This is a genomic window from Chitinophaga nivalis, from assembly GCF_025989125.1.
GTDB lineage: Bacteria > Bacteroidota > Bacteroidia > Chitinophagales > Chitinophagaceae > Chitinophaga > Chitinophaga nivalis.
This window is the reverse complement of sequence record NZ_JAPDNR010000001.1, coordinates 7,754,369-7,776,100: the sequence shown is the minus strand read 5'-3', so window position 1 is coordinate 7,776,100 and position 21,732 is coordinate 7,754,369. Positions and strand designations below refer to the sequence as shown.

Here is a 21,732-nt window from a genome sequence, read left to right as displayed (position 1 = left end):
CAGATATTAAATCCTGCTGACGCTTTTTGTACATCATGAACTGCTTTCTGCTTTTTTGTACTTTTGCACCAATTTTTATTAAGAAGCATGGTCTCAAAATCTGATGTTGGAGTTATTCTGATGAATCTGGGGTCGCCGGATTCCACGGCAGTGCCGGATGTGAAGCGTTATTTAAACGAATTTCTGATGGACAAACGGGTCATTGATTATCCGTGGCTATTCAGGAAGATATTAATAGAAGGTATTATTGTGCCTAAACGCGCTGCGCAATCTGCCAAAGCTTATTCTTCCATCTGGTGGGAGGAAGGATCTCCGCTGGTGGTGCTAACCAAACAATTACAGAAGGCTGTACAACATGATTTGAATCTGCCGGTGGAAATAGCCATGCGGTATGGTAATCCTCACCCGGAAGTGGCTTTTGATAATTTGTTGCGGCAAAACCCGGATCTGAAGGAAGTGATATTGTTTCCATTATATCCGCACTATGCCATGTCTTCCTATGAAACGGCTGCAGAATATGCGAAAGAAATTCACAGGAAGAAGAATTATGCATTCAAGCTGACGTTGATACCGGTTTTTTATAATGAGCCTGATTACATCCATGCAATGGCAGAAAGCATGCGTCCTTATCTGCAGCAGGAGTATGATCATGTATTGTTCAGCTATCACGGATTACCGGAAAGGCATATGCGGAAAGCGGATGTTACTGGTAAACACTGTATGCAGGTAGATGATTGTTGTCATGTAAATTCAACGGCGCATACTTATTGCTACCGGCATCAGGTAACCGTTACCTCTGAACTGGTCGCAGCAGCCCTGGGATTACCCCGCGAAAAATGGGGGATTTCTTTTCAGTCAAGACTGGGCCGTGAAGAATGGGTAAAACCTTATACCGTTGATGTGCTCGAAAGATTGCCCAAAGAAGGAAAGAAAAAACTGCTGATCGTATGTCCGGCATTTGTATCCGACTGTTTGGAAACATTGGAAGAAATAGCGGTGGAAGGCAAACATTTATTTTTGAATAGCGGAGGGGAAAGTTTTACCATGATTCCGTGTCTGAATATTCATCCGCTTTGGGTACAGGCAGTAGTCAAATATTGTAACCAGCTTATCGAGCAATAATTTAAATCAGATATCCCATGAGCCAACAACCCGTAGTGATCATCGGCGCCGGTATTTCCGGGCTGAGTATAGCATATGAGCTGCAAAAACAACAGGTGCCCTATCTGTTGCTGGAAGCATCGGATCATACGGGTGGGGTATTACAATCGTTTCACCAGGATGGCTTTGAGCTGGATGCCGGCGCCAATACGCTGGCGGCCTCCCCTGAACTGCTGGCGTTTATCCGGGAGCTGGGCCTGGAGCAGGACATACTGGAAGCTGGTGCGGCCAGCAAAAAACGTTTCCTGGTGAGGAATAACCAGTTGCACGGCGTATCACCACATCCGGTGAAAATACTGGGTTCTGCGTATCTGAGCAGGGCGGCCAAGTGGCGTTTGTTTACCGAACGTTTCCGGAAAGCCGCCGCTCCGCAAGGAGAAGAAACCGTGACGGATTTTGTGAGCAGACGGTTTAACAAAGAGATAGCAGATTATGTATTTGATCCGGTATTATCCGGTATCTACGCCGGTAATCCCGACCTGATGAGCATCGGGGAAGTATTGCCCGCATTACCACGCTGGGAAAAAGAATATGGCAGTGTTACCAAAGGACTGATGAAAGACAGGGGCGCTATGGGCGGCCGCAAAATCATCAGCTTCAAAGGGGGCAACCAGCGCCTCACCAACCGTTTACAGGAACTGCTTACCACCCCGGTGCGTTTTAATTGTACCGTAGATACCATCAGCGTATCTGCCGGTGGTTATACCATACAGGCCACGGAAAACGGTGCTGCTACTACTTTACAGGCTGCAAATATCATCTTCACCGCGCCGGCCTATCGTACCGCGCAACAAATAAATACCCTGGACACCCATACGGCAGCATTGCTGCAACAGGTACATTATCCCCGTATGGGCGTATTGCACCTGGGCTTTGAAGCTGCCGCCATGCAGCAGCCACTGGAGGGTTTCGGGTTCCTGGTACCCAACGCAGAAAAAAAGCACTTCCTCGGTGCGATCTGCAATTCAGCTATCTTTCCGGCAAAAGCGCCACAGGGTAAAATGTTGCTGACTGTTTTTGTGGGCGGCGCCCGACAGGAGCATTATTTCGATGAAATAGGCGCAGCGGCCCTGCAAACGCAGGCAATAGCAGAAATAAAATCGCTCTTGCAACTATCTGCCGGCCCGGTGCTGCAACGTTTCAGCGAATGGAAGCAGGCCATCCCGCAGTTAAATGTGGGGCATGCAAAGTTGCGGAGCGCGGTTACGGCATTTGAAAAAAAATATCCCGGTTTATATATCAGTGGCAACTACCTGCAAGGTGTGGCTATCCCGGCTTTACTGCAACATGCAGCTACACTGGCTGCATCGCTCCGGAAAAATTAATCCGGGAAATGGTGCTTTGTTGGGGTTTTTTCTTTAAATTCCATTATAAATTTCCACCAGATGATTGCAGGAATTTTAAAAGAAAAAAATGGCGAAACCCGGGTATCCCTTGTACCTGATGTGGTAAAGCAGCTGCAGCAAATGTCGGTAACCGTGTGGGTGGAGCAAGGCGCCGGGGATACTGCTTACTTTAACGACAACGCCTATATGCAGGCGGGCGCCGTGATCAAACCTGCTGCCGACATTCTCTCCCAGGCAGATATCATTTTTACGCTGCAACCTCCTTCAAGGGCGCTGATTGACCAGGTACCTGCCGGGAAAATTATCATTGGTATCCTGCAACCCCTCTATCGGGTAGGGGAAGTGGAATACTGGGCCTCCAAACAGATCACTACTTTCAGTTTAGATACCATTCCACGTACTACGCGGGCACAGACCATGGATGTGCTCAGCTCCCAGGCAAATATTGCCGGCTATAAAGCCGTATTGCTGGCAGCGTGTAGTTATTCCCGTTATTTTCCCATGTTTATGACGGCTGCAGGCAGTATTGCTCCTGCCAAGGTGCTGATACTGGGCGCCGGTGTGGCCGGTTTGCAGGCAATTGCTACTGCCCGCAGGCTGGGCGCCGTGGTAGAAGTATTTGATACCCGTCCGGCTGTAAAGGAAGAAGTCATGAGCCTGGGCGCCAAATTCGTGGAAATTGAAGGGGCGGCAGATGCCTCCAAAGCCGGTGGGTATGCGGTAGAGCAATCAGCGGCGTATCAGCAGCAGCAGCAACAGAAAATTGCGGAAAGCATCGCCAAAGCAGATATTGTCATCACCACGGCACAGATTCCCGGAAAAGCGGCTCCTGTACTGGTTACCAGCGACATGCTGGACCAGATGCGTCCCGGATCAGTGATCATCGACCTGGCTGCTGCCACCGGTGGTAATACCAGTGCGACCAAAAACAATGAAACGGTCCACTACCGGGATGTCACGATCATCGGTAATTCCAGCCTTCCTGCCACTATGCCGGCAGATGCCAGCAAACTCTATGCAAAGAATGTATTCAATTTCCTGAAACTGATATTAACGAAAGAAGGTTCCCTGCATCTCAATTTTGAAGATGACATTGTAAAAGGAGCCTGTATAACTCACAACGGTGAAGTAGTCAATGAACGCGTAAAAAGCGTGATGCAGGTGGCTTAGTGATAGCTATATCGTACCGGCTTAATTTAAATCCCGACAACATGGACAATATTCTTTCTTTTCTGCATCAGCACATTGAGTTAATTTATATCATCATCCTGTCTGTTTTCCTCGGCGTGGAAGTTATTTCCAGGGTACCTGCCGTGTTGCACACCCCCTTGATGAGCGGCGCCAATGCTATTCATGGCGTAGTCATCATCGGAGCTATCATCGTCATGGGAAAAGCAGAACAGGATAATTACCTGGCACTCATACTGGGCTTTCTGGCCGTTATTCTGGGTACTATCAATGTAGTAGGCGGTTTTGTAGTGACAGACCGTATGCTGGAAATGTTTAAAGGGAAGAAAAAACAATAATCCATATGCGTAATGGTTATCGCATACAGATTGTGCACTGCTAACGGCTAAACGAATTTTTAATATGGGACCCAGCATACTATCGCTCATCTACCTGATTGGCTCTGTTACCTTCATCCTCGGACTGAAAATGTTAAGTAAGCCGGATACGGCCCGCAAAGGAAATCTTATAGCGGCTGCCGGTATGTTCCTGGCTATTTTCGGTACCATCTTCCTCTATAAATCAGACGGGCAATACCTGCATAACTATAGCTGGATTTTCGCCGGCCTGCTGATTGGTACTATTGTAGGGGTACTGGCAGCGAAAAAAGTGAAGATGACGGCCATGCCCGAAATGGTAAGTATGTTCAATGGTATGGGAGGCGCCTGCGCAGCACTTATTTCCGTAGTGGAATTCAATCACCTTGTGACACTCGATCCGGATATTTTTCTGAAGCTGATACCGCCGGTAGAAAAATTACATGGCGTGTTACAAAGTGTGTTGGAAGGAGATAAAAACAGACTGGTCAATGATATGGTGAGTAATATGCTGGGAGATGCCCGCGGCCAGTTGCTGATTATTCTGCTGGGTATGATTATCGGTGCGGTATCTTTCGCAGGCAGCGTAATTGCCTGGGGAAAACTGAATGGCAGCATCCGTGATTTTTCCTTTAAAGGACAGCATGTGGTGAACCTGTTGGTGATGGCTGCTATCCTGGTGGGTGCAGTGGTACTCATGGTGAGTACGGGTACAAAATTAGAGGCAATGGTGGCAGCTCCTGCTGATACGCCTGTTTCCTGGACAACGATTCATCTTATTTTTTATACGATACTGTTACTGTCTATTGTGTACGGCGTACTGTTCGTACTGCCTATCGGTGGCGCCGATATGCCTGTAGTGATTTCCCTGTTGAATTCCTTTACCGGTGTGGCAGCAGCTTGTGGCGGATTCCTCTACAACAATCCCGTGATGCTGACAGGGGGCATTCTGGTAGGTTCTGCGGGTACGATTCTGACGATCCTCATGTGTAAGGCCATGAACCGCTCTTTGAAGAATGTATTGATCGGTTCTTTTGGGGGTGGGCAGGCAGCAGCAGCAGCCGGCAAAGAACAAGGCAACTACAAGGAAATCAGTATGACCGATGCCGCTGTGGTATTGGCTTATGCAAATAAGGTGATGATTGTACCGGGATATGGGCTGGCGGTGGCGCAGGCACAGCATGCCTGTCATGAGCTGGAGAAACTGCTGGGAGAAAAAGGGGCAGAAGTAAAATATGCCATCCATCCGGTAGCGGGGCGTATGCCAGGACATATGAACGTCTTGCTGGCAGAAGCAGATGTGCCGTATGAAAAATTACTGGAAATGGAAGAAGCCAATGCAGAACTGGCCACTACAGATGTGGTGCTGGTGTTGGGCGCCAATGATGTGGTGAACCCTGCTGCCAAAAATGATCCTGCAAGTCCGATATATGGCATGCCTATCCTGGAAGTGGAACTGGCCCGGCTGGTGATCGTCAACAAACGGAGTATGAAACCCGGTTATGCGGGAATCGAAAATGAACTCTTCTTTCAACCCAAAACTTCTATGTTGTTTGGAGATGCCAAACAGGTTTTACAACAATTGCTGACAGAGATCAAACAGGTATGATCCGCTGTTTGATCATTTCCACTTATTTTTGCAGAAAAAATTCGTTTGTCAAGTTACTTACCAGCAGCACTGATTGCTTCTTTGGAAGGGTTACCAGGATTTAACCGGGAAACATTTGAGCGGGTGCATACCGCCGCAGAAAAAATTACTTCATTGCGTGTGAATCCGGCTAAACTAAAAACGCCGGAAAAAATTCAACAGGTTTTACAGGCATTATCTGCCGAAGGCACGACAAAAGTACCTTGGAGCAGAGATGGTTATTACCTGCCCGCCAGACCCTCTTTTACTTTCGATCCCTTTTTTCATGCAGGCGCTTATTATGTGCAGGAAGCATCTTCTATGTTTCTGGAACATGCCGTGCGGGCTACAGTGGATGTATCAGCCCCATTGAAAGTACTGGATCTTTGTGCAGCGCCAGGCGGAAAGTCTACCTTGCTGCAATCATTGATCAGTCCGGAAAGCATGTTGGTGGCCAATGAGGTGATTAAGCCACGTGCCGCCCTGCTGGCGGATAACGTGACCAAATGGGGGGCTGCCAATGTAGTGGTTACCAACAATGATCCCCGCGATTTTGGTGGATTGCCGGGTTATTTCGACCTGGTGGTGATTGATGCTCCTTGCTCCGGTTCCGGCTTGTTTCGCCGCGATCCTGACCTGGTAACGGAGTGGTCGCCGGAGAATGTAATCCTTTGTAGTCAGCGCCAGCAGCGTATTCTGGCAGATGTATTACCGGCGCTGAAAGAAGACGGCGTGTTGATTTATTCTACCTGTTCTTTTTCAAGAGAAGAAGATGAGGTGATACTCGACTGGCTGGCAGATCATTTTGAGTTGGAAAACATTGCATTGGATATACCGGAAGACTGGCATATCGTACCAACGGTAACGGATAAACGAAATTGTACCGGTTATCGTTTTTATCCGGATCGGCTGAAAGGCGAAGGTCTTTTTATCGCCTGCTTCCGCAAGCGTAGCGGTGAATCTCCGCGAAAGAAAAAAGAACAACGGATAACATTGCTCACAGCGAAAGAACGGGATAAACTCACTCCCTGGATACAGGCACCGGCAGATTATGCATACCTGCTGCACCAGGATGATGTGTTGATTTTACCACCTGTTATCGCCGCAGAAATAGCATTGTTGCAACAACAATTGTATATTCGCAAGGCAGGTGTGAAAGCAGGCCAGCTGGGCCCAAAGGAATTGATACCGGATCATCAGCTGGCTGCCAGTACATGGGCAGCGGATAGTATACCGGTCATATCGCTTAGTCTGGCACAAGCCTTGTTATATCTGCGCAAGGAAGATCCGGGTATCACCACCCCGGTGAAAGGATGGGCGCTCATGCAGTATGAAGGAATGAATCTGGGATGGGCAAAAATGCTTCCCAACCGGATGAATAATTACTATCCAAAAGAACTCCGTATTTTGAAAGAAATTACAGGGCGGTAAAAATACCCTGTTGCTATTTGTCCTTAAAGCGTATGTTTGTGAAATGCAATGCCAGCCGGTATTTGATACGTATTACAGCATATGATGCCTGTGTAGGTAATCACAACAAAAAGTTTATTTTACCGTTTGTTTATCAATTGGTTGATTAAACTGAATTGTCAATTTTAACACATATATTCGTTCCCCGAAATAGTATAAACAGAGTTAGTATGGTAAAATCGATTCTTTCAATTGCCTTGTTTGGTTTAAGTGCAGGAGTGGTACGGGCACAGGACACACTACAGGTGCAGGGTACAGCGCCTGGCCTTTATATAACCCACACCGTAAAAAAAGGAGAAAATTTTTATAGCCTGAGCCGTGCATACGGTTTGCCGCCAAAAGAAATCGCTGCTGCCAATAAAATTACTATGGAGCAAGGTTTGCAGTTGGGACGGTCGATTCATATTCCGCTTACCGCTGCCAACTTTTCTCAGAAGGCGGATGCTGCCGGTAAACCGGTATATCACAAGGTAACAGACAAAGAAACCTTGTACCGGGTAAGTGTAAACTTTAATAAAGTGCCGCTGGATAATATCCGTCAATGGAATAGTTTTTCCGGAGATGGTTTGAAAAAAGACAGCTACCTGATTATTGGTTTTGTGAAAGGCAGTGGCGGCGCTACTACACCGGCAGAAGTACCTGCCCGTCCGGCGCCGGTAGAAAAGGAAAAACCAGCTGTGGCAGTAACAGAACCGGTTGCTCCCGCACCTAAAAAAGAAGTGCCTAAAAAAGAACCGGAAGCCCGTCCGGTAACAGATACCCCGGAAACAACTACTACACCAGCGGTACCAGCTCCGAAACCGGTAGTAGCTACCAGCAATGACTTTGAGCAGCTGTACGATCAGCAAACCAGCGGCGGAAAAAAAGCGGCTACGGAAAAAGGCCCGGGTACCTGGTTTAAGAGCAATGCAGTAGGAAAATATTACGCCTTGCATAACACGGCACCGCGTGGTACCATTATCAAGGTAACCAATCCGCTAAACGGAAAGGCGGTATATGCCAAAGTACTGGATGTGATTCCACAGATGAAATCCAATGCCGGATTGATCATCAAATTAAGTGATAGCGCTATGCAGGCATTGGGCAGTAATGAAACCCGCTTTTATTGCGAGTTGAATTATGATGATAAATAATAGTCATTAGTGATAATGCAAACGGGGAACAGGTGATCACCTGTTCCCCGTTTGCTTTTATGGTATATTGTTACAGCCGGTATCCTCTCAGGAAAGCGGTGATATCCATTTTCTTCTTGCCTTCCAGTTGTACTTCATCGAGGTACAGATAACCATCGGCAGCAGCGATGCGCAGGTATGTTTTCTGATCCGATTCAAATGCGCCCGGTGCTACGGCTGGTGTGCCGTGTTCTTTGTGCGCTTTGTAGATCTTGATGTTTTTGCCTTGCAGCAGGGTCCAGGCAGCCGGGTAGGGACTTAATCCGCGTACGAGGTTATATACCTGATCCAGCGGTTGTTCCCAGTTGATCTGACAGGTATCTTTAAAGATTTTAGGTGCATGTTTGATGGCTGCTTCCGGAATGTCTGCCTGGGGCGTTTCCCGGGCGGTACCATCCGCAATGGCCTGTACTGTTTTCAGCAACAGGCGTGCGCCGGTTACCATCAGTTCATCGTGCAGTTCTCCGGCGGTTTCATCTTCCCGGATAGCAACCGTATCATGGAACATAATATCGCCGGTATCAATGGCGTGCTGCAGTTTAAAGGTAGTGACGCCTGATTCCTTTTCTCCGTTGATGATAGCCCAGTTGATAGGTGCTGCGCCGCGATAGTTAGGCAGCAGGGATGCATGTACGTTGATGGTACCTTCGGGGGGCATATTCCAGACTATTTCCGGTAACATGCGGAAGGCTACCACTACCTGCAGATCTGCCTGCAATGCCTGTAATGCGGCAATGAATTCCGGATTTTTCAGTTTCTCCGGTTGCAGTACCGGTAATCCTTTGGCAACAGCATATTGTTTCACAGCACTTTGTTGCAGCTGTAAACCTCTGCCGGCCGGCTTATCGGGCGCTGTGATTACGCCCACAATATTGAAACCGTTTTGAACCAATATATCCAGTGACGCCACGGCAAAGTCGGGCGTGCCCATAAAAACAATACGGAGATCTTTCGTCATAGGATGCAAAAATAACAAGGATTCTATGAACAGCAATCCGGCCGTGAAAATTGTCTGGCCGGTGCTGCTGCTTTAATAAAGCAGGTATTTGGCCCGGATCACTTTAAACTTCGCCAGCCCTGGTTCCCAGCTTTTGCGGATGTCACTTTCGGATACACCGGTTTTGATTTGTTGCATCAGGGTGGCATTACCCGCCAGTTTATTAAAGAAGGGATTAAAGAATTTATCTTTCTCCGGATACAGATGATAGGCTTCTATCAACCATCTCAACACAATCTGTCTGTCTTTTCCTGGAGCTGCTTCCGGCGTATTACTAAGGTCGAAGCCATAGCACAGCTGGTCTTTCAATACCGGATCTTTGGCGCCGGCGGTACTGCGTGGTGTAAAGGAGTACCCGTTTTTAGGAAAGCCTGGTGCGCCGAATACCTGGAAAGGCTTGTCAGTACCACGTCCCAGACTCACCGCTGTACCTTCAAAAAAACAGAGGGAAGGGTACAGGTGGATAGCCGCCATGTTAGGCAGATTGGGCGAAGGCTTCACTGGTAAACGGTAGTATACTTTATGGCTGTAGTTTTCACAGGGAATGTATTTGATATTGCATTGCACGCCTTTGCTGAGCCAGCGTTCCCCATTGAGCATCCGGGCATATTCCGCTACCGTCATACCATGTACGATGGGGATGGGCTGCATGCCTACAAAGGAGCGGTAGGCAGTGTCCAGTACAGGGCCGTCTACATAGTCGCCGTTGGGATTGGGGCGGTCCAGTATAAGCAGGGTTTTGTTACTGGCAGCCGCAGATTCCATCAGTTCCTGGAGCGAAGAAATGTAGGTGTAAAAACGGGTGCCTACATCCTGGATATCAAAAATAAGGATGTCTACATCTTGTAGATCTGCTGCAGTGGCCTTCCTGTGCTTGCCATAAAGGGAAATAATGGGAAGCCCTGTTTTTGGATCTGTGCTGTTACCTACTTTTTCGCCGGCATCGGCATTCCCGCGAAAGCCGTGTTCGGGGCTGAAAATTTTCTGGATACGTACATTCAGTTTCAGTAATGAGTCTACCAGATGGGTACGATCAATCATGGCAGTCTGATTAACGAGCAAGGCCACACGTTTATTTTTTAACAGCGGCAGATAGCGGGAAGTCTGTGCAGCACCTGGTATGATATGGTCTGCATATTGTGCCTGTACTCCGGTCAGGAGCATACAGGCTAGCGTGCAAAGAATAAAAAAACGGTTCATGCCCTTAAGATACGTCAAACCCGGTATTGGGTGTTTGAAAAAAACGGGAATCTGGCAGCTTTTTGTATCTTGCGGGTCATTACTTAACACTAAATATTTTTTTTTATGCAAACTGTTAAAAACGGGGATACAGTGAAGGTGCATTACCATGGCCGTTTAACAAACGGTACTACCTTTGATTCCTCTGAGGGTAGACCTCCGCTGGAATTTCAGGTGGGCGCTGGTATGGTTATTAAAGGGTTTGAGAATGGTGTCCTGGATATGAAAGTGGGTGATAAGAAAACCATTCATATCCCTGTTGATCAGGCATACGGCCCCAAAAATGATGAGATGATTATGGATTTTCCGAAAGCCAATATCCCGGCAGATTTGAATCCTGAAGTTGGTATGGAGTTGCAGATGAGCAATCCTGAAGGCCAGGTATTTCAGGTAAAAGTAGCTGCTATCGGAACAGAATTCATTACCCTGGATGCGAACCACCCTTTAGCTGGTGAGGATCTGGTGTTTGATCTGGAACTGGTAGAGATTGCCGGCTAAATCATGAGGTCCGGGATTTTTTGATCATCCGGGTAGCGGTGCAAGCCTTGTTATCTGTTGCCATTAAAAAATCCCGGATTGTTTTACCACTGTTATGAAGGCCCCGGTTACCCCTTCCTCCTGTATTTCCCGGTTATTTATTACCTGCATTTATCCAATATTTTACGATGCCTGCGTCCTGTCATCCGGTGATTGCCGGTAGGTAGTCTGCAAGTCCAGTAAACACGCGGCGCAAAGACAGGTCGTATATTGCTGCCGGATAAAATAACGTTCTTCCTCCGTTAAGGTTACTGCCATACATTGACAACGTAGTATCGTACCAACGCGGCATTCGAAGCTGCATTGACAGCGGGGGCAAGTGACGGTTTCATGATCAGCCATGCTGTAAAATTACGTATTACAGCTGATGCACAACAGCCCTGCCGGAAATCTCCGGAAGAGCTGTTATATTTTATCTGTCAACCGTATTTTAATTCCATTGGCTTCTGGCCTGTTTAGCCGCTTCCACCATGTTGCGGAGTGCCATTTCCGTTTCTGCCCATTGCCTTGTTTTGAGGCCACAGTCGGGGTTTACCCAGATATTGCGTGCGGGTAATAACCGGGCTGCCTGGTGCAATAATGCTTCCATTTCCGCCACTGCCGGTACGCGGGGAGAGTGGATATCGTATACCCCCGGACCCGCTTCATTCGGATAACGGAACTGGGCAAAGGCTGCCAGTATCTCCAGTTGTGACCGGGAAGTTTCGATGGTAATGACATCGGCATCCATGGCCGCAATATGTTCAATGATATCGTTGAAAGAAGCATAACACATATGCGTATGGATCTGGGTACTGTCGGCCACCGTACTCACTGCCAGCCGGAAGGCCTGTACGGCCTGTTCCAGGTATTCGGCTTTCCGTGCATTACGCAGGGGCAAGCCTTCCCGCAGCGCCGGTTCATCTACCTGAATGACGGTAATACCCGCATCTTCCAGGTCTTTCACTTCATCGCGGATGGCCAGTGCCAGCTGGAAAGCCGTTTGCATCCGAGGTTGATCGTTGCGCACAAAAGACCATTGCAGGATGGTGATAGGGCCGGTCAGCATGCCTTTCACAGGCTTACTGGTCAGGGATTGTGCGAAGCTGCTCCAGTCCACCGTCATGGTATGGGGCCTTATCACATCGCCGTAAATCACGGGTGGTTTTACACAACGGGTACCATAGCTCTGTACCCAGCCTTGTTGCGTAAATACAAATCCCTGTAGTTGTTCCCCGAAATACTCCACTATATCATTCCGTTCAAACTCGCCATGTACCAGTACATCCAGGTCCAGTTTTTCCTGCAGGCGAATGGTATGTGTGATGGCGGCACGAATATCTGCATCATAGGCTTCCCGGGTGATGACGCCTTTTTTCAGATCGGCCCGGAGCTGCCGGATGGCGGCTGTCTGCGGGAAAGAACCGATGGTGGTAGTAGGAAATACCGGTAGATTTAAGGCTGCATGCTGTAAGGGCTGACGTACGGCAAAGCTATGTTGCCGTTGCATATCGGCGGGTGCGATGTGTTGCATACGTTCTTTCACTGCCGGGATATGTATGCTGGCGGCGGTTTTGCGCCCGGACATAACGGCCTGGTTGTGTTCCAGTAGTCCATGGCGGCCGTTCATAATGCTTTTCAGGTCATTTACTTCGGCCAGTTTCTGCCGGGCAAAGGCCATCCACTGTTTAATCTGTGGGTCCATGTCGGTTTCTGCATCCAGGTCGTAAGGACAGTGCAGCAATGAACAGGAGGTGGCCAGCATGATATTATCGGCGCCTATGCTGTTGCAGGCCTGGGTGACCAATGCTATAGATTCTGTATAATCATTCTTCCAGATGTTCCGGCCGTCTACTATACCCAGTGATAAGCGGCCATGGGCAGGTATCCGGGATAATACATCGGCCAGTTGTGCGGGGGCCCGTACGAGGTCAATATGCCATGCCTGTACCGGTAGCTGCAGGGCCAGGGCAGTATTGTCTTCCAGGCCACCGAAATAAGTAGTAAGCAGGATTTTCAGGCCAGGCAATGCCGCATGGATAGCAGCATAAGCTACCTGATAGAGCGCTTTCACAGCGGGTTCCAGGTCGGTCACCAGAAAAGGTTCGTCCAGTTGTACCCATTCCGCGCCGGCGGCATGCAGTTCTGTAAGCAGTTGAATATATACCGGCAGTAGCTTTTCCAGCAGTGCGGCTTGATGGGTATCGTCTTTTATCTTGCCACTGAGTATAAATGTCAGTGGGCCTATCAGCACTGGCTTGGTCGTGATGCCGTGCCGGAGCGCTTCTTTGAATTCTTCAACGCATTTGCGGGACAGCAGGCGATAGGTTTGTGCCGCTTCAAATTCGGGTACCAGGTAGTGATAGTTGGTATCAAACCATTTGGTCATTTCCAGGGCGGTGATGTCGAAGCCGTTTTTCTGATAGCCGCGGGCCATGGCAAAATAGAGTTCCAAGCAGGCGGGATTGGCCAGGGTTTGCTGCAGGGGAAGGAAGCGGGCGGGTATGACGCCCAGCATAAGACACATATCCAGTACCTGATCATAGAAAGAAAAATCATTGGAGGGAATCAGGTCTATACCGGCCGCCTGGAGGGTATCCCAGTTTTGTTTTCGTAGCTGCCTGGCCGTTAGTTCCAGTTTTTCCAGTGACATTTTGCCGCTCCAGTAATTTTCGCAGGCCTTTTTCAGTTCACGCTGGCTCCCGATGCGTGGGTAACCCGGAATATTGGTAAGCATATCTAGGATGGTTTTTTATTCTATGCAAACCTATATTTATTAGTTATTTGTTCAATGAAATACTATTTATTTGGTGTTTTGTAGTTAAAAAATGGATAAATGTAGAAAATATTACTGTTTATGATATTGTGAGAAGTGGTAAAACAGAATATCCTACGGCGAGAGGGTACAAAGGTTTTTTCCTTACGTTTGCAATATGTTTACAAATTATAGCTATACAGTAGATACACGCTTTAAGCGTTACGTACAGATAGATACCCAGTCAGATCCATTGAGCAACAGTTTTCCTAGTACGGAGAAACAAAAGGACCTGTCCCGTTTGTTGGTAAAGGAACTGCAGGAAATGGGAATCACCGATGCAGAGATGGACGAGCATGGGTATGTATATGCCACTATTCCGTCCAACACAGACAAACAGGTGCCTGTGATCTGTTTTTGTTCTCATGTGGACACCTCTTCCGATAGCAGTGGTACCGGTGTAAAACCCCTGGTACATTCAAAATATGATGGTGGTGATATTATCCTGCCGGATGATGAAACCGTGATCATCAGCCCTAAAGAACATCCTTACCTGGCCAGCAAAAAAGGCGACGATATTATTACGGCCAGCGGTACTACCTTACTGGGTGCAGATGATAAGGCCGGTGTGGCGGAAATCATGGATGCGGCTAATTTCCTGATGACCCATCCGGAAGTAAAACATGGTGCTATCCGCATCCTGTTTACACCTGATGAAGAAATAGGACATGGTGTGGATAAAGTAGATATTAAAAAACTGGGCGCCCGTTTTGGTTATACCATGGATGGTGGTGAACTGGGCTCACTGGAAGATGAAAACTTTTCAGCCGACGGTGCGCGGATTACGGTGTATGGTGTGAGTGCCCACCCCGGATCTGCCAAAGATAAACTGATCAGTGCCATCAAAATTGCCGGTGAAATCGTAGATGCGTTACCGAAAGACAGCCTCTCTCCGGAAACAACCGCCGACCGCGAAGGATTTATTCATCCCGTACGTATACAGGGCACCGTAGAGAAAACAGAGATTGATTTTATTATCCGTGATTTCGATACCTCTTCCCTGGAAGCGCATGAATCCTATCTGCGCCGCCTGATGGAAAAAGTACTGGACCGCTACCACGGCGCCAAAGCTACGCTGAAAGTAACAGAGCAGTACCGCAACATGAAAGAAGTGCTGAATGATTATCCGGAAGTGACTGCCTATGCCGCGGAAGCTATCCGCAGAGCAGGTGTACAACCGCTGAAAATGAGTATCCGTGGTGGTACAGACGGTTCCCGTCTGTCTTTTATGGGCCTGCCTTGTCCCAATATCTTTACCGGCGAAATGGCCCTGCACAGCAAGCATGAATACGTAAGTATACAGGATATGCAGAAAGCGGTACAAACGATTGTATATCTGGCACAGGTTTGGGAAGAAAAAACGACAGCATAATTTTTTTTAATTGCAAAGGAGGAAGGAAAAACGATCCGGCAACAGGAACAGATACCGATAGTATCTTCCCTGTTGTTTCGTAATTCTTCCTTCATTATTTGTAATTATTTATTATTTTAACCGTTTATAGAAGAAAATCTCCCACATGTTAGGTCTTATTACATTATTACAGGACGCTTTATTACAGCCCAAGGCAGATACCGTGGCGCAGGGTGTAAGCAACGCTGTTGCTGCTACTCCGCAGATTCATCTGATAGATATGCTGATGAAAGGTGGTGTACTGATGATCCCGTTGGGGATACTTTCGCTGATAGCCGTATTTGTGTTTGTTGAGAGATACATTACCATTGCCAAAGCCGGTAAGCTGGAAGACAATTTCATGCCGATGATCCGTGATCAGATCACCAGCGGTAATATGCAGTCTGCCCGCTCACTCGCCAAAAATACAGCCGGTCCTATTGCCCGCATGATCGACAAAGGCATTCAACGCATAGGTAAACCCATCGATAACATCGAAAAATCCATGGAGAATGTGGGTAAGCTGGAAATCTACGGCATGGAAAAAAATCTGGTCATCCTGTCCATCATTGCCGGTATTGCACCGATGTTCGGATTCCTTGGTACCATCGCTGGTATGATTCAGACCTTCTTTAACATTTCCATCACTTCCGATATTACATTAGGCACTATTGCCGGTGGTATTTATGTGAAGATGATCACCTCTGCTACCGGATTGATCATCGGTATTGTGGCCTTTATTGGTTACAGCTTTTTGAATGCACAGATCGACAAGGTAGTAAACAAGATGGAAGGTGCTTCCGCAGAATTTATCGATATCCTGCAGGAACCTACCCGCTAAAAACAACAGACCATGAATTTACGCAGGAGAAATAAGAAACATGTGGAAATGCACAACTCTGCATTGAATGACATCCTGTTCATTCTGCTGTTGTTCTTTCTGATTGTTTCCACACTGGCCAATCCTAATGTGATCAAACTGCTGCTGCCCAAGGCACAGAGCAATACCAAGGCGAAACAAACCGTGGTAGTGAGCATTAATGATAAGCGGGAGTTTTTCGTAGGTACGACACCGGTACCTTTTACTTCTTTGAAACAGGCACTGGCGCCGGCTATCGGCAACGAAAAGATTGATCCTACCATTGTAATCAATGCGGAGAAATCTGTACCGGTAGAAGATGTAGTGAGTGTGATGGAAGTAGCCAAAGAACTGGGCGCAAAAGTGGTGCTGGCCACCGCCAAAAAATAGATAACAAACAATCAGCTATACGTATTACGCATTTTTCAGCAGCTTTACTCCAAGATCATTGGCAGGTAGCTTCCGGAAAATGCGTAATCATTTTGATCAGATGGTGCCACGTACCATCCGGTCTTTCCCAAACATATCCTGGCGCAGCGTTACCAGCTGAAAGCCATTCGCCTCCATCAGGGCTACCACTTCTTTTCCCAGTGCTTCATTGATTTCAAAATACAGCGCGCCGCCCGGTACCAGTTTGGATTTGGCAAGCAGGGTGATATGCCGGTAAAACAACAACGCATCGTTATCCGGTACAAAGAGCGCCAGGGAAGGCTCATGCCCCCATACCTGCTCCTGCATGGTTTGTTGCTCGCTTTGGGTGATATAGGGCGGATTGCTCACGATGACATCAAAGGCCGGCAAGGTTGCTACCAGTGCAGGTTGTAAGGCATCCATCAACAGGAAATGTACATCGAGCCGTAGCCGGGAAGCGTTGCTGCGGGCTACTTCCAGGGCGCCGGTACTTACATCCATGGCAGATACCTGTGCGGCCGGCAGGTTTTTTTTCAGGGCCAGCGGAATACAACCGCTGCCGGTGCCGATGTCCAGTATCCGGGGAGCGGCATGCGGGCCGGCATCTGTCAGTATCCATTCCACCAGTTCTTCTGTTTCCGGCCGTGGAATCAATACCTGGCTGTTGACCAGTAGCTCCATGCCGTAAAACCAACCGGTACCCGTTACATACTGAACCGGTTCCTGACGTTGCAGCGCTTCTATCGCTACGTGCAGGCGACTGCTCTGATCGGGGGTGAGTAATTTGGTCTTGTGCACAATACGGTCCAGTTTATTGAGACCGGTAAGGTATTCCATTACAATATGTGCTATGCTGGCTGCTTCCCGCTCATCGTATAAATCGCTGATAGCACCGGTAATATAGGTGAATGCTGTCTGAATAGTCAAAATAGTAATTTTAAGCAGTATAACCGTTATGAGGGCAGGAGGAAGTGTTCCTTTTTGCCAACGGCTAAAAACAATACTTTTGCACAAAAGTATTCTATCGCTGATAATTATGGATAGCAAGGTCAATGAATTTTTTATGCAGCGTTGCCTGGAGCTGGCAGCCATGGGAGCCGGACAGGTGGCCCCCAATCCGATGGTAGGCGCTGTACTGGTACACCAGGGGCGTATCATCGGGGAGGGTTATCACCGGCAATATGGCCAGGCCCACGCAGAAGTGAACTGTGTAAACAGCGTACGGGAAGAAGATCAGCCATTGATTCCCCTGTCTACCATGTATGTGAGCCTGGAGCCTTGCGCCCATCACGGTAAAACGCCGCCCTGTGCAGATCTGATTGTTGCCCGTGGCATCGGAAAGGTCGTGATTGGGTGTGTGGATACTTTTTCTGCCGTAGCCGGTAAAGGCATCGCCAGATTGCAGCAGGCAGGTATTACCGTAGAAACAGGCGTATTGGAAGCTGCTTGTCGCCACCTGAACAGACGCTTTTTTACTTTTCACGAAAAGAAGCGACCTTACATCGTTTTAAAGTGGGCACAAACCAGTAATGGTTTTATGGGGAGCGTCAGCGGTGCGCCGGTGAAAATCTCCAATGCACGCAGCAACCGGCTGGTACATAAGTGGCGCAGTGAGGAGATGGGCATTCTGGTAGGTACCCGCACGGCAATGCTGGATAATCCCCGGCTCAACAACCGGCTGTGGACCGGTAAAGATCCGGTACGACTCATTATTGACCGCACTTTAAGCATACCCCGTTCCTATCATGTATGGGATGGTAGTATTCCTACCATTTTTATCACGGCACAGGAAACCGGTACGCATGGCCTCACCGAGACCCTGCAACTGGATTTTACGACGCCTTTGTTGCCACAGCTGCTGGAAAAGCTGCACCATCGCCATTTGCAAAGCATCCTGGTGGAAGGAGGCAGTTATGTATTGCAACGTTTTCTGGAAGCGGGTTTATGGGATGAGGCTCGTATTATAACGGGAAAGGGCACACTGGAAGAAGGGCAGGCGGCGCCGCTTGTAGGGCGGGCAACCCTTACCGGTACTACTTTCCTGGATGGCGACCGGATTGACTATTATGAACGGATATAAACACAGGCTGTAGTACAGCCGGATTATATTGAATATTGGGTTTTTCTAAATTTTTTTGATGGAGGTTTATTTTACGATTGATAAAACAGCGGTGGCAGAGTTTAAAGACAGAGGCAGCAAATTCCTGGCATATGCTTTCCCTGTTAAAACGCCGGAAGCTGTAAAAGCGTGTTTGCTGGAAGTGAAGCAGGAGCACCCCAAAGCTACGCACCATTGTTTTGCCTATCGCCTGGGTACAGAAGGATTACAGTATCGTGCCAGCGATGACGGAGAGCCATCCGGTTCTGCCGGTAAGCCTATTCTGGGGCAGATAGACAGTAAACAGCTCACCGATGTACTGGTGGTAGTGGTGCGTTATTATGGCGGTACTTTATTGGGAGTGCCGGGTTTAATTAATGCCTACAAGGTAAGTACAGCGATGGTATTGCAGCTGATTCCGGCTGTGCAGAAAAACATTGAAGTAAAATACCGCCTTACTTTTGATTATACCATCATGAATGAAGTGATGACGGTGGTGAAACAAAACAATTGTACGGTGCTGGCGCAGGAACTGCAGCTATTCTGCAATATGGATATCGGTATACCTAAGTCAGGTGAGGAGCTTTGTATGCTGCGGTTAAAAGACATTTACGGGTTAGAGGTAAAGCCCCTGAAATAATTTGCTGCTGATAGGCCGCCACCCGGCGGTGCAGCGTGATACGGAGATCAGGTTTTTTAAATAACCGGTATAGCTGCCTGATCTCCACCGGTTGTTTCCACAGTAACAACAGCGACGTTAACCCGTGTATGCAGCTAACAGCTTTACGCTATCGCCATGTTTCCCCACATCCAAAATACCTAACGCAGGTTTGCTTTGTTAAAAATAGTATGGATAAATGCCAGGGCTTCCAGGGCAGTGAAGTCTTTCGACAGCTGATCGGCCGGATGACAGCGGGAGGTACAAGGTTTTTCCACAGCAGCTGTTGGCGCAGTAGCAGGCCGGTAGTGTTTTGTCAGCAGGCAAACACTGAGTTCAAGCAGCAGGAGACAAACCAGGGGAAGCAATCTTAAATTTTTAGGTGACATGATAAGCACGTTTATGAGCACAAACAAATAGTTACTGAAAATATGCCAACAATAGGAAGTGTTGATTATCTGATGGTTAACGCAATATAGGGGCAGTTAATATGTCCGGTAACGGTGCAGGGTATCCGAAAATGAACAGTGGCAAAGGGAATAAAAGAGCGGAAAGGAGCGATCCGTCTCCGCTCTTTTGTTATTTATGTGGCAGATCAACCAGCTACATATTCCTGTGCCTGCGTGAATCTTTCGCTCACTACCAGGTCTTTGCTGCCTGCTGTGTATTTATAGAATCCTTCTCCGCTTTTCGCGCCCAGATAGCCTGCTGTGACCATGTTAACGAGTAACGGGCAAGGGGCATATTTAGGGTTACCGAATCCGTCGTGGAGTACGCGCAGGATGGAGAGGCAAACATCCAGCCCGATGAAATCGGCCAGCTGTAAGGGACCCATCGGATGCGCCATACCCAGTTTCATCACCGTATCAATTTCTGCTACATTGGCTACGCCTTCAAACAGGGAGTAGATGGCTTCATTGATCATCGGCATCAGGATACGGTTGGCAATAAAGCCGGGATAATCATTTACGACACAAGGTACTTTGCCCAGTTTTTCAGACAGGGTTACAATGGTGTTGGTAACCGCTTTGTCTGTCGCATAACCATTGATAATTTCTACCAGTTTCATGACAGGCACCGGGTTCATGAAGTGCATGCCGATGACTTTAGCCGGCCGTTTGGTGACTGCGGCAATTTTGGTAATGGAGATAGAAGAGGTGTTGGTAGCCAGGATGGCGTCTGCAGGCGCGTGTTGATCGAGGTCCTGAAATATTTTCAGTTTCAGGGCTACGTTTTCGGTGGCTGCTTCCACGACGAGGCCTGCCTCTTTTACACCGGCGGCGAGGTCTGTTTGCAGGCTGATATTAGCCAGCGTTTGGGCTTTTACCGCTTCGGTAATGGTGGCTTTGGACACTTGTCTGTCCAGATTTTTGGTGATCGTTTGCAGGGCTTTCTGCAACGCCGGTTCAGATACATCTATCAGGTTGACGGCGTAGCCATTCTGGGCAAAAACATGTGCGATACCATTTCCCATGGTACCTGCGCCAATTACCGCTATTTTTTGCATGGTGTAGTGATTTTTGGTACTTCTTATGGCAAGTAATAAAAATACAAATTACGAATTACGTGGTAAGAATGATGCATTTTCCGGAAGATATTCACGCAGAAGGGCTGTGCTGCGGGGAAAACAAAGCATAGGTATAAAAAAAGCGTTGGGGGAAGATCCGCACCAACGCTTTTTAAATGTTATTAGAAATCGTCTTTTCGTTTGAAATCACCGCGTTTCCACGCCTGAATAAACTGGGCCCAGGCAAGCGGATTAAAAATATTCTGCGGTGGTGGCTGACCGGCGTAGTACAGTGACTGCGCCTGTTTGTTGAGGTATTGTCCTACGGCTTCCCGTCCGTCTACCGGTGTATAGCGTGCCATGGCGCGGAGCCGGGCATTTTCCGTGTTTTTACGGGCTATTTCGAAAGCATCGTCCGGAACATCCATATTGGCGAAGGCCCGTTCGAATTCTTCTTTGGAAAGATAAGGTTTGATAATGGTGACCGGCAGATAGGTGGTATCTTCCACCATCAGCTGTATCATAGAAAAATTATTGCCTTTGATATCCAAAGGAACTTTGTAGTCTTTGCGTTTAAAGCCTACTGCGCTGAATGACAGGGTATCACCTTTGAATACCACAATGGAAAAAACACCTAACCGGTTGGAAATAGTACCTCTTCCCTGACCCCTTACCTTGATGCTCACAGCCGGGATGGCCCGCAGACTGTCCGCCGTCATGGTGAGACCTGAAATTTGTATAACGCTGTCTTTGAATGCTGTAATCTGTGCTTTCCCCAAAAAGGGAGAGAGGACGAAAATGATAAGCAATGACAGTATGTAGGATCTTTTATGATGCATGCGGCCCCTAAGATATAGAAATTTATTTTACGTGTTCCCGGGCAGTTCATCGCCGCAAAGGAGAAATTGTAAATTAAGTCTCA

21 protein-coding genes are annotated in these 21,732 nt (G+C 48.0%); 13 read left to right on the top strand and 8 right to left on the bottom strand.

The features are described from left to right. The first annotated feature begins 87 nt into the window (after positions 1–87). The 7 genes from hemH (at position 88) to OL444_RS28360 (ending at position 8,281) form a co-directional block, all read left to right on the top strand. On the top strand, positions 88–1,122 hold the full coding sequence (hemH, locus tag OL444_RS28390) for a ferrochelatase (RefSeq protein WP_264727722.1): 1,035 nt from the start codon (positions 88–90) through the stop codon (positions 1,120–1,122). Between the two features lie 17 nt (positions 1,123–1,139). Further along, positions 1,140–2,486, top strand: coding sequence for a protoporphyrinogen oxidase (hemG, locus tag OL444_RS28385; protein WP_264727724.1), 1,347 nt, complete (start codon positions 1,140–1,142; stop codon positions 2,484–2,486). Between the two features lie 60 nt (positions 2,487–2,546). Continuing rightward, positions 2,547–3,677, top strand: a complete 1,131-nt coding sequence (locus OL444_RS28380) for a Re/Si-specific NAD(P)(+) transhydrogenase subunit alpha (RefSeq protein WP_264727726.1) — start codon at positions 2,547–2,549, stop codon at positions 3,675–3,677. A gap of 41 nt (positions 3,678–3,718) precedes the next feature. Next, complete coding sequence (locus tag OL444_RS28375) at positions 3,719–4,033, top strand: NAD(P) transhydrogenase subunit alpha part 2 (protein WP_264727728.1); 315 nt, start codon at positions 3,719–3,721, stop codon at positions 4,031–4,033. A 64-nt stretch (positions 4,034–4,097) separates the two neighbouring features. Beyond that, positions 4,098–5,660, top strand: a complete 1,563-nt coding sequence (locus OL444_RS28370; RefSeq protein ID WP_264727730.1) for an NAD(P)(+) transhydrogenase (Re/Si-specific) subunit beta — start codon at positions 4,098–4,100, stop codon at positions 5,658–5,660. A 45-nt stretch (positions 5,661–5,705) separates the two neighbouring features. After that, on the top strand, positions 5,706–7,109 hold the full coding sequence (locus OL444_RS28365; RefSeq protein ID WP_264727731.1) for a methyltransferase RsmF C-terminal domain-like protein: 1,404 nt from the start codon (positions 5,706–5,708) through the stop codon (positions 7,107–7,109). Between the two features lie 209 nt (positions 7,110–7,318). Next, complete coding sequence (locus tag OL444_RS28360) at positions 7,319–8,281, top strand: LysM peptidoglycan-binding domain-containing protein (RefSeq protein WP_264727733.1); 963 nt, start codon at positions 7,319–7,321, stop codon at positions 8,279–8,281. 70 nt (positions 8,282–8,351) lie between these two features. Here the strand turns inward: OL444_RS28360 and fmt are convergent, their stop codons facing one another. Together fmt and OL444_RS28350 are read right to left on the bottom strand one after the other, a co-directional pair. Next, positions 8,352–9,278, bottom strand: a complete 927-nt coding sequence (gene fmt / locus OL444_RS28355; protein ID WP_264727735.1) for a methionyl-tRNA formyltransferase — start codon at positions 9,276–9,278, stop codon at positions 8,352–8,354. A 72-nt stretch (positions 9,279–9,350) separates the two neighbouring features. Beyond that, positions 9,351–10,481: an exo-beta-N-acetylmuramidase NamZ family protein gene (locus OL444_RS28350; protein ID WP_264727737.1), complete on the bottom strand. Its 1,131-nt coding sequence runs from the start codon at positions 10,479–10,481 to the stop codon at positions 9,351–9,353. A gap of 141 nt (positions 10,482–10,622) precedes the next feature. Here OL444_RS28350 and OL444_RS28345 point away from each other — a divergent pair, with 141 nt between their 5' ends. Next, positions 10,623–11,054 (top strand): FKBP-type peptidyl-prolyl cis-trans isomerase, encoded by a 432-nt coding sequence (locus OL444_RS28345; RefSeq protein ID WP_264727739.1) that lies wholly within the window; start codon positions 10,623–10,625, stop codon positions 11,052–11,054. Positions 11,055–11,216: 162 nt separating this feature from the next. Here the strand turns inward: OL444_RS28345 and OL444_RS28340 are convergent, their stop codons facing one another. Continuing rightward, on the bottom strand, positions 11,217–11,435 hold the full coding sequence (locus tag OL444_RS28340; protein WP_264727741.1) for a cysteine-rich CWC family protein: 219 nt from the start codon (positions 11,433–11,435) through the stop codon (positions 11,217–11,219). Between the two features lie 88 nt (positions 11,436–11,523). Further along, entirely contained in the window at positions 11,524–13,809 is a 2,286-nt protein-coding gene (gene metE, locus OL444_RS28335) for a 5-methyltetrahydropteroyltriglutamate--homocysteine S-methyltransferase (protein WP_264727743.1), read from the bottom strand. Between the two features lie 196 nt (positions 13,810–14,005). Between metE and pepT the strand changes: the two genes are divergently transcribed. The 3 genes from pepT (at position 14,006) to OL444_RS28320 (ending at position 16,526) form a co-directional block, all read left to right on the top strand. Next, positions 14,006–15,259 (top strand): peptidase T, encoded by a 1,254-nt coding sequence (gene pepT, locus OL444_RS28330; protein WP_264727746.1) that lies wholly within the window; start codon positions 14,006–14,008, stop codon positions 15,257–15,259. Positions 15,260–15,404: 145 nt separating this feature from the next. Beyond that, a complete protein-coding gene (locus OL444_RS28325) occupies positions 15,405–16,118 on the top strand; it encodes a MotA/TolQ/ExbB proton channel family protein (protein WP_264727748.1) in 714 nt (237 codons plus the stop codon). 12 nt (positions 16,119–16,130) lie between these two features. Next, positions 16,131–16,526 carry an ExbD/TolR family protein gene (locus tag OL444_RS28320; protein ID WP_264727750.1) on the top strand — a complete coding sequence of 132 codons (396 nt, stop codon included), beginning with the start codon at positions 16,131–16,133 and terminating at the stop codon, positions 16,524–16,526. A 96-nt stretch (positions 16,527–16,622) separates the two neighbouring features. Here the strand turns inward: OL444_RS28320 and prmC are convergent, their stop codons facing one another. After that, positions 16,623–17,474, bottom strand: a complete 852-nt coding sequence (prmC, locus tag OL444_RS28315; protein ID WP_264727752.1) for a peptide chain release factor N(5)-glutamine methyltransferase — start codon at positions 17,472–17,474, stop codon at positions 16,623–16,625. 79 nt (positions 17,475–17,553) lie between these two features. Between prmC and ribD the strand changes: the two genes are divergently transcribed. Both ribD and OL444_RS28305 read left to right on the top strand, forming a co-directional pair. Continuing rightward, positions 17,554–18,627, top strand: coding sequence for a bifunctional diaminohydroxyphosphoribosylaminopyrimidine deaminase/5-amino-6-(5-phosphoribosylamino)uracil reductase RibD (gene ribD / locus OL444_RS28310; protein WP_264727754.1), 1,074 nt, complete (start codon positions 17,554–17,556; stop codon positions 18,625–18,627). Between the two features lie 58 nt (positions 18,628–18,685). Beyond that, entirely contained in the window at positions 18,686–19,285 is a 600-nt protein-coding gene (locus tag OL444_RS28305; protein ID WP_264727756.1) for an IMPACT family protein, read from the top strand. Positions 19,286–19,464: 179 nt separating this feature from the next. Here OL444_RS28305 and OL444_RS28300 read toward each other — a convergent pair whose 3' ends face one another. The 3 genes from OL444_RS28300 to OL444_RS28290 all read right to left on the bottom strand — a co-directional run bounded on the left by OL444_RS28300 (position 19,465) and on the right by OL444_RS28290 (position 21,649). Then, on the bottom strand, positions 19,465–19,692 hold the full coding sequence (locus OL444_RS28300; RefSeq protein ID WP_264727758.1) for a hypothetical protein: 228 nt from the start codon (positions 19,690–19,692) through the stop codon (positions 19,465–19,467). Between the two features lie 206 nt (positions 19,693–19,898). Next, complete coding sequence (locus OL444_RS28295) at positions 19,899–20,810, bottom strand: 3-hydroxyacyl-CoA dehydrogenase family protein (RefSeq protein WP_264727760.1); 912 nt, start codon at positions 20,808–20,810, stop codon at positions 19,899–19,901. A gap of 182 nt (positions 20,811–20,992) precedes the next feature. Then, a complete protein-coding gene (locus OL444_RS28290; RefSeq protein ID WP_264727762.1) occupies positions 20,993–21,649 on the bottom strand; it encodes a carboxypeptidase-like regulatory domain-containing protein in 657 nt (218 codons plus the stop codon). Positions 21,650–21,732 lie beyond the last annotated feature (83 nt).

Excerpts from the sequence above, each read along its gene's own strand:
- fmt (WP_264727735.1), bottom strand. The coding sequence starts at position 9,278 with ATGACGAAAGATCTCCGTATTGTTTTTATGGGCACGCCCGACTTTGCC.
- OL444_RS28360 (WP_264727733.1), top strand. The coding sequence starts at position 7,319 with ATGGTAAAATCGATTCTTTCAATTGCCTTGTTTGGTTTAAGTGCAGGA.
- OL444_RS28380 (WP_264727726.1), top strand. The coding sequence starts at position 2,547 with ATGATTGCAGGAATTTTAAAAGAAAAAAATGGCGAAACCCGGGTATCC.
- hemH (WP_264727722.1), top strand. The coding sequence starts at position 88 with ATGGTCTCAAAATCTGATGTTGGAGTTATTCTGATGAATCTGGGGTCG.
- OL444_RS28320 (WP_264727750.1), top strand. The coding sequence starts at position 16,131 with ATGAATTTACGCAGGAGAAATAAGAAACATGTGGAAATGCACAACTCT.
- OL444_RS28345 (WP_264727739.1), top strand. The coding sequence starts at position 10,623 with ATGCAAACTGTTAAAAACGGGGATACAGTGAAGGTGCATTACCATGGC.
- pepT (WP_264727746.1), top strand. The coding sequence starts at position 14,006 with ATGTTTACAAATTATAGCTATACAGTAGATACACGCTTTAAGCGTTAC.
- OL444_RS28290 (WP_264727762.1), bottom strand. The coding sequence starts at position 21,649 with ATGCATCATAAAAGATCCTACATACTGTCATTGCTTATCATTTTCGTC.
- metE (WP_264727743.1), bottom strand. The coding sequence starts at position 13,809 with ATGCTTACCAATATTCCGGGTTACCCACGCATCGGGAGCCAGCGTGAA.
- OL444_RS28325 (WP_264727748.1), top strand. The coding sequence starts at position 15,405 with ATGTTAGGTCTTATTACATTATTACAGGACGCTTTATTACAGCCCAAG.
- OL444_RS28375 (WP_264727728.1), top strand. The coding sequence starts at position 3,719 with ATGGACAATATTCTTTCTTTTCTGCATCAGCACATTGAGTTAATTTAT.
- OL444_RS28295 (WP_264727760.1), bottom strand. The coding sequence starts at position 20,810 with ATGCAAAAAATAGCGGTAATTGGCGCAGGTACCATGGGAAATGGTATC.
- OL444_RS28340 (WP_264727741.1), bottom strand. The coding sequence starts at position 11,435 with ATGGCTGATCATGAAACCGTCACTTGCCCCCGCTGTCAATGCAGCTTC.
- OL444_RS28305 (WP_264727756.1), top strand. The coding sequence starts at position 18,686 with ATGGAGGTTTATTTTACGATTGATAAAACAGCGGTGGCAGAGTTTAAA.
- hemG (WP_264727724.1), top strand. The coding sequence starts at position 1,140 with ATGAGCCAACAACCCGTAGTGATCATCGGCGCCGGTATTTCCGGGCTG.
- OL444_RS28300 (WP_264727758.1), bottom strand. The coding sequence starts at position 19,692 with ATGTCACCTAAAAATTTAAGATTGCTTCCCCTGGTTTGTCTCCTGCTG.
- OL444_RS28370 (WP_264727730.1), top strand. The coding sequence starts at position 4,098 with ATGGGACCCAGCATACTATCGCTCATCTACCTGATTGGCTCTGTTACC.
- OL444_RS28350 (WP_264727737.1), bottom strand. The coding sequence starts at position 10,481 with ATGCTCCTGACCGGAGTACAGGCACAATATGCAGACCATATCATACCA.